This window comes from Ornithinibacillus contaminans (assembly GCF_001038425.2).
GTDB lineage: Bacteria > Bacillota > Bacilli > Bacillales > Amphibacillaceae > Ornithinibacillus > Ornithinibacillus contaminans.
Map to the genome: position 1 here is coordinate 1 of NZ_LDPV02000013.1, position 5,363 is coordinate 5,363.

Genomic DNA, 5,363 nt, shown 5'->3' on the forward strand with positions numbered 1-5,363 from the left:
ACGAACTATTTCGCTGTACATCTGTTTTCCCATATGAGGAACCTGTATCCATATTCGTTCCAAGTACCTGATACCCGGATAATGCTCCGGTCGTGTGGATACGATCCCGAACTTCCTGACCATTCACATACCACGACGTAGTAGTTCCTACTTTTACACTGCCTGCTGGGACTTCTTTGTAACCCGCTAGTAACGCGAGGTTACTTTCCATTAATTCCTCGGCAGTGATCACTTTATATTTCGTGTCTGAACTCACTCTACTATAGTGTAGGAACATTCCCTAACGAGAATGCCCCTGCTTAAAGTTCTTTATTTACGAGTAAAAGAATTGGAAAACAAATGGGAAGGCGGTCATATTCAAAATTGGTCTTTAGCCATGAACCATCTATTAGTGGATGACCGATTAAAAGATAGGGTTCTCAAATATATCTGAGTGTGAATCAGGACTTACATACTTTAGTTAACAAACCCACAGGGGTTACTCATATTCTCTGCATAAAATATGAACTATTCGTCACTGGGTATCCCCACCAACCAAAAAGAAACCTTGAAAGACATTTAGCCAATCAAGGTAAAGTAAACTATTTATTTCCCTTTCAATAATATATTTATTAATCGCTCATTACCTACTTGCTTTGCAAAATCCAAAGGTGACCTTCCAGCATTATTTTCATTTGAGATATCTGGTTGGTAATTCATAAGTAACTCGACCATTTCATAATTTTTACCTTTGCAATTAAATACAGCAGTCCACAATGCATTATTACCATATTTGTCTTTAATGTTTATCTCTATATCTCTTTGTAACAGTTCTTTTGCAACTTTTAAATCTTGATTTAAACAAATAAGATGTAATGCTGTTTGACCATCAACGTTTGTCATATTAATATCAATCCCTTTGTCCAAAAGAAAATAAGCAATCTCAAAATTTTTTCCTGAAATTGCGTAATGCAACAATCCAGAACCATTACTACTTTTTTTATTCACTAACTTAATATCAAAACTGTCCTTAAATTTTTCTAGGTCACCAAATTTAGCTAAAGTAAAAATATCTGCATTCTCTGTTGGCATATTATTCAACTCCCACTTTATTATTCATATTTATGACTTCTGTTTGCAGAGGGGCTTTCTGGTCTATAATTTTTAGGATTTCTATACCAATCTAGAAACTCCTGTTTCGTTATTTCATCATTTAAATATTTTTTATGCCATTCACTATATTTATTTTCAGGCGTATGTCCCATATCCCATTGTCCAGCTCTTGATTTACTTTTATCCCATAACAACTCTTCCCCTGTGTTTGGATCGTATACTTTTCCATCTATATCTTTAGCATCTTCCCAAACTCTGTCAACCTGACCATCTTCATATTTGGGTCTGTTTTTAGGGTTTGAGTATGGCTTAGATTTTACCGTACCCTTAGGAATATCTAAAAATGTACTTTATGAAAGGTGGCAGTTTATTCAACCACCACCCAAATTGATTAACTAGCTATTGTTTCAGGTTGATCTGGCATGATATAAGCCCTTTTATTTTTCATCATACCATATATTATTCTGACTAATCTTCTCATAATGCAAAGAAGGGCTTGTGACTTGGATTTTCCTTCATTTAGTTTCTGATTGTAGTAAGCGTAAAACACAGGATTACGAGGAATTTTACTCCCTTTACATACTTGGACTTGTTGGACAGCTAGGTTGTAGAAGGTATCGTATAGCTTTCTATTACCTTGTTTTGTTTTCTTCATCGTTTCCTTACCGCCCGAACCCATCTTGATAGGAGCTATTCCTGCATATCTTGCTAGTTTGTCAGAATTGGCAAATCGATGAATGTCTCCGATTTCTGCAATTAAAGCGGATGAAGTAACCGTATCAATCCCTGGCATGGTTTCAAGCTGCATACCTAACTTCTGAATAGTGTCTTTTAACTCTTTGTCTACCTTCTTGATTTCCTGCTTTTTAAAGCGAATATCTCGCACTATGCTTTGAATGATAAAGTCTCTTGTTGTCTGATATTCTCTTTAATGAGTGATAGTATCTGTTCAGCCTTTCTAGTTGAACAAGCGTTGTTACTCGCTTCTAATAAAAACTTTCGTAAGTCCTCTACGGTTGCCCCCTCCAAATGGGATGGTGAAGGATAACTCTCCCAAAAAGCTAATGCCGTTTTCCCATCTACTTCTGAAAAGAAGTCCTTGTAGCTTGGGTAATGGTAGTTTAATTGCATATGCAGTTGGTTTTTCAAGGCAGTTTGTGCTTTTACCAAAGCATTTCTTCTGCCAACAAGTTGAGCGATTATCCAATGAATATCCGATGGTGTAGCGTCAGGTAAATATGGTAGGTCACGTATTAAAACCCTTGCCACACATTGAGCGTCCCAACTATCATGCTTTTGAGTCATCGCATAGCTGTTACGCTCTGAATTGGACAAAGAGGAATTAACGAACTTTACAATGTATCCTTTCTCTAATAAGTATAATGCTAAATCTCGTCCGTAACCGCCCACATCTTCTAATCCAAATACAGGGGTCAAACCTTCTGTAAGATACCTATTTACATATTCTAATAACCTAGGAAAGATAGATGGTTTATTTTGAAACGTCATCTCTCCTAACTTTTCAAACCAACAATCTAATATCACCGCTGTGTGTTGGAACTTGTGTAAATCTAATCCTATATAAATATGCTTGTCTCTTTTCATCAGAAAACCTCACCCCTATTTTAGATTGAACGGTAAAAGCAAGACAGAGAATGTCGGCAACCTTAGGTCGAGCGTTAGTCTATTAAGACTCGCAAGGGTACGAAAGCCTATCCATTCTCTATCTGTTAACCGTTATAAAATGGCTTGATGTTTGCCATTTGCTGTTATGTCTCCGGAGTGGTATAACCCACTATAAAACGCTTTTCTATCTAAAATCCGTTTGACTTGGACTTTCGTAAACAACTTTCCTTGTTTTGTTTGATGTCCTTCACTATTCAACTGTTCTGCTAGTTGAGTTAAAGACCATGAAGGATACTGTTCTTTTAAATCAAATACTCTTTGTACGGTCTGGGCTTGTCTATCATCAATGACAAGTCTTTTCTGACCTTTCTTCACTCTGTATCCTAATGCGACATTTCCACCTGCATAGCCACCCTGTTGGGCTTTCTTGTTTCTCCCTCTCCCTAGCTTCAAAGAGATTTCTAATCGTTGATATTGGTCTAATAACTCCATTAAGCCATTGATTAAAAAGTCGCTAGGGTCTTTCTTATGGATACTGTATTGCGGTTGTTCAATACTCCGAATGTCTACTCCATACTTTTTCAATTCCCGATGAACTAACACTTTCACAATGTCTGACCGCCATAAACGGCTTGTATTCAGTGTGACAACATAATCCACCTCATGGTGGGTTAGATACTCCAACATCTCCTGAAAGCCTATTCTATCCACTTCTAACGCTTCTTCATCAACTTTAGCCCCACTGATACCCTCGTCCTTAAACAAGTGTAAAAGCGTGTATCCTTGTGCCTGACAATACGCCTTTATTTCATCTTCTTGGTAAGCAAGGCTATAACCATCCCTTGCTTGTCCAATCGTTGAAACACGAATATAACCAATCATATTCATGTTTATTTTCCCCCTCCGTTACGCTAATTGGGATTAACGTAACGCTTAGACGCTATATTTAGTATAAATTCATTGTATGCGGCTTTAGCGATACAATCAACCCCTTTACCGATACAAATTTATTGTGTATCGTAAAAGTAACATGAAAAAAGAGGAAGGGAATTACCATGCCAATTTCAATCAAACTAAAGGAAATCCTTAAAGAACGTGACCTTTCACAACGTGAGTTAGCACGAATGACAGGGCTACGCCCTAATACAATAAGCCATCTTTGTTCAGACAATGTTGACAGGGTTTATCTATCGACATTAGAAACAGTATGCAAAGTGTTAGACATCGACATTCAGGAGTTAATCGAGGTGGAGTAGTCCTCACTTTAGTAATCGTTCTTTGTACGTAAAAGTTGCGAAAAAAATTAAAAGGCAGGGGGAAAACGAAGGTAAAAGATTTGAGGATGTAAATGATGGTAACTGATGATTTCATAATTACTTTTATAAGGTAGAATACATTAAATAGGTCATACGTTTTAAAGGTGTGTGCGTACTTTATAATTCGTTAAAACATCATATAGGGCTTATATGGGTTATCTCTTTCTTGTAAGTAAAAAGCGGATTATTCCGCAGTAGGTAGCCCCACAAAAGAGAAACCTTGAAAGGCATTTAGCCAATCAAGGTTTTTTATTAATGACAGTTTGTCAAATTAAGCGCAACAGTTCTTCCTGAAACGCTTCGTGTGTAGTTTTCCAATTCAAACATTTTCTTGGTCTATTGTTGATTAGTGATAGTGCATTTTCGAGTTCTTTGTCTGAGACTTTAGCCAAATCGGTTTTCTTAGGGAAGAACTCTCTTAATAGACCATTCGCATTCTCGTTGCTGCCACGTTGCCATGAAGAGTAAGGATCCGCAAAATACACCTGAATGTCTGTATCTTGCTCTATCGCGCTATAACATGCGAATTCTTTACCTCTGTCAACTGTGGCGGTTTGAAATGCACCAGAGGGCAATTGTCCATTTAAAGTTCGTATGGCTTGTTCCATAGAGGTGGCAGATCGGTTCGACATTTTAAGTGCTATGTACCATCTAGTTTTTCGTTCTACAAACGTGGCGAAACATCCTTTGCTTTTGCCACGGCTTGAGACAACGCTATCAAGCTCCCAATGTCCAAAAGTTTCTCGCTTTCTAACCGCTTTTGGTCGTTCCGTAATGGAAGTTCCAACATTAAATCGCCCCCTTGTTTCTTGGGGTTTCTGACGCTTTCCTTTGTGGCGAAGAACATTTAAGTCTTGTTCCACTAACAGTCCTTGATAAATCCAGCGATAAATGGTTTTAAAGCTGATGGAACCTTGGAATAAGCGACCTACGATTTGTTCTGGCGACCAGGTGAGCACTAACTTTTCATTAATGACTTCGGCTAGCTCTAGAGACCATTTACCAATACGCCCACAATTTAATCTACGTTCGTTATAGTTCTCTTGTGCCTTTTCAGATTGATACAAACCTCTTTGTGAATTGCGTTTTAATTCTCTTGAGATCGTAGATGGTGAACGTTCTAGTTTTTCAGCGATAGTACGGATAGATTTTCCTTGATCATAAAGCGTTTCTATACGTGCTCTTTCAAATGTGGTAAGATGTTTGTAGCTCATAACAGTCCTCCGTGTATGTGTTGGTGTGGTTACTTACATTTTACACGAAGCTGTTATGGGCTGTTTTGTTTTAGTTACAATTTTTAGGTGTTGCACTTAATTTTACAATTCGTCT

6 protein-coding genes and 2 pseudogenes are annotated in these 5,363 nt (G+C 37.6%); 2 read left to right on the forward strand and 6 right to left on the reverse strand.

The window, feature by feature from the left end:
* A partial coding sequence (locus JF53_RS02570) for a hypothetical protein (RefSeq protein ID WP_162200781.1) occupies nucleotides 1-277 on the reverse strand: 277 nt, incomplete at its 3' end.
* Between JF53_RS02570 and JF53_RS18105 the strand changes: the two are divergent.
* A pseudogene (locus JF53_RS18105) lies at nucleotides 271-433 on the forward strand (IS256 family transposase); the annotation flags it as partial. The gene JF53_RS02570 and the pseudogene JF53_RS18105 sit on opposite strands and share 7 nt — an antisense overlap.
* Before the next feature lie 152 nt (nucleotides 434-585).
* On the opposite strand, the gene JF53_RS02575 reads toward JF53_RS18105, so the two are convergent.
* From JF53_RS02575 to JF53_RS02590, 4 genes and pseudogenes are all read right to left on the reverse strand, one after another.
* Nucleotides 586-1,071: an ankyrin repeat domain-containing protein gene (locus JF53_RS02575; RefSeq protein ID WP_047981994.1), complete on the reverse strand. Its 486-nt coding sequence runs from the start codon at nucleotides 1,069-1,071 to the stop codon at nucleotides 586-588.
* 20 nt (nucleotides 1,072-1,091) lie between these two features.
* On the reverse strand, nucleotides 1,092-1,427 hold the full coding sequence (locus JF53_RS17810; RefSeq protein ID WP_201777886.1) for an HNH/ENDO VII family nuclease: 336 nt from the start codon (nucleotides 1,425-1,427) through the stop codon (nucleotides 1,092-1,094).
* Nucleotides 1,428-1,483: 56 nt separating this feature from the next.
* A pseudogene (locus JF53_RS02585) lies at nucleotides 1,484-2,697 on the reverse strand (IS110 family RNA-guided transposase).
* Nucleotides 2,698-2,829: 132 nt separating this feature from the next.
* A complete protein-coding gene (locus JF53_RS02590; RefSeq protein WP_047981993.1) occupies nucleotides 2,830-3,606 on the reverse strand; it encodes a recombinase family protein in 777 nt (258 codons plus the stop codon).
* Nucleotides 3,607-3,773: 167 nt separating this feature from the next.
* Here JF53_RS02590 and JF53_RS02595 point away from each other — a divergent pair, with 167 nt between their 5' ends.
* Complete coding sequence (locus tag JF53_RS02595; protein ID WP_026089141.1) at nucleotides 3,774-3,974, forward strand: helix-turn-helix domain-containing protein; 201 nt, start codon at nucleotides 3,774-3,776, stop codon at nucleotides 3,972-3,974.
* 326 nt (nucleotides 3,975-4,300) lie between these two features.
* Here JF53_RS02595 and JF53_RS02600 read toward each other — a convergent pair whose 3' ends face one another.
* Nucleotides 4,301-5,248 (reverse strand): IS30 family transposase, encoded by a 948-nt coding sequence (locus JF53_RS02600; protein WP_047982132.1) that lies wholly within the window; start codon nucleotides 5,246-5,248, stop codon nucleotides 4,301-4,303.
* Nucleotides 5,249-5,363 lie beyond the last annotated feature (115 nt).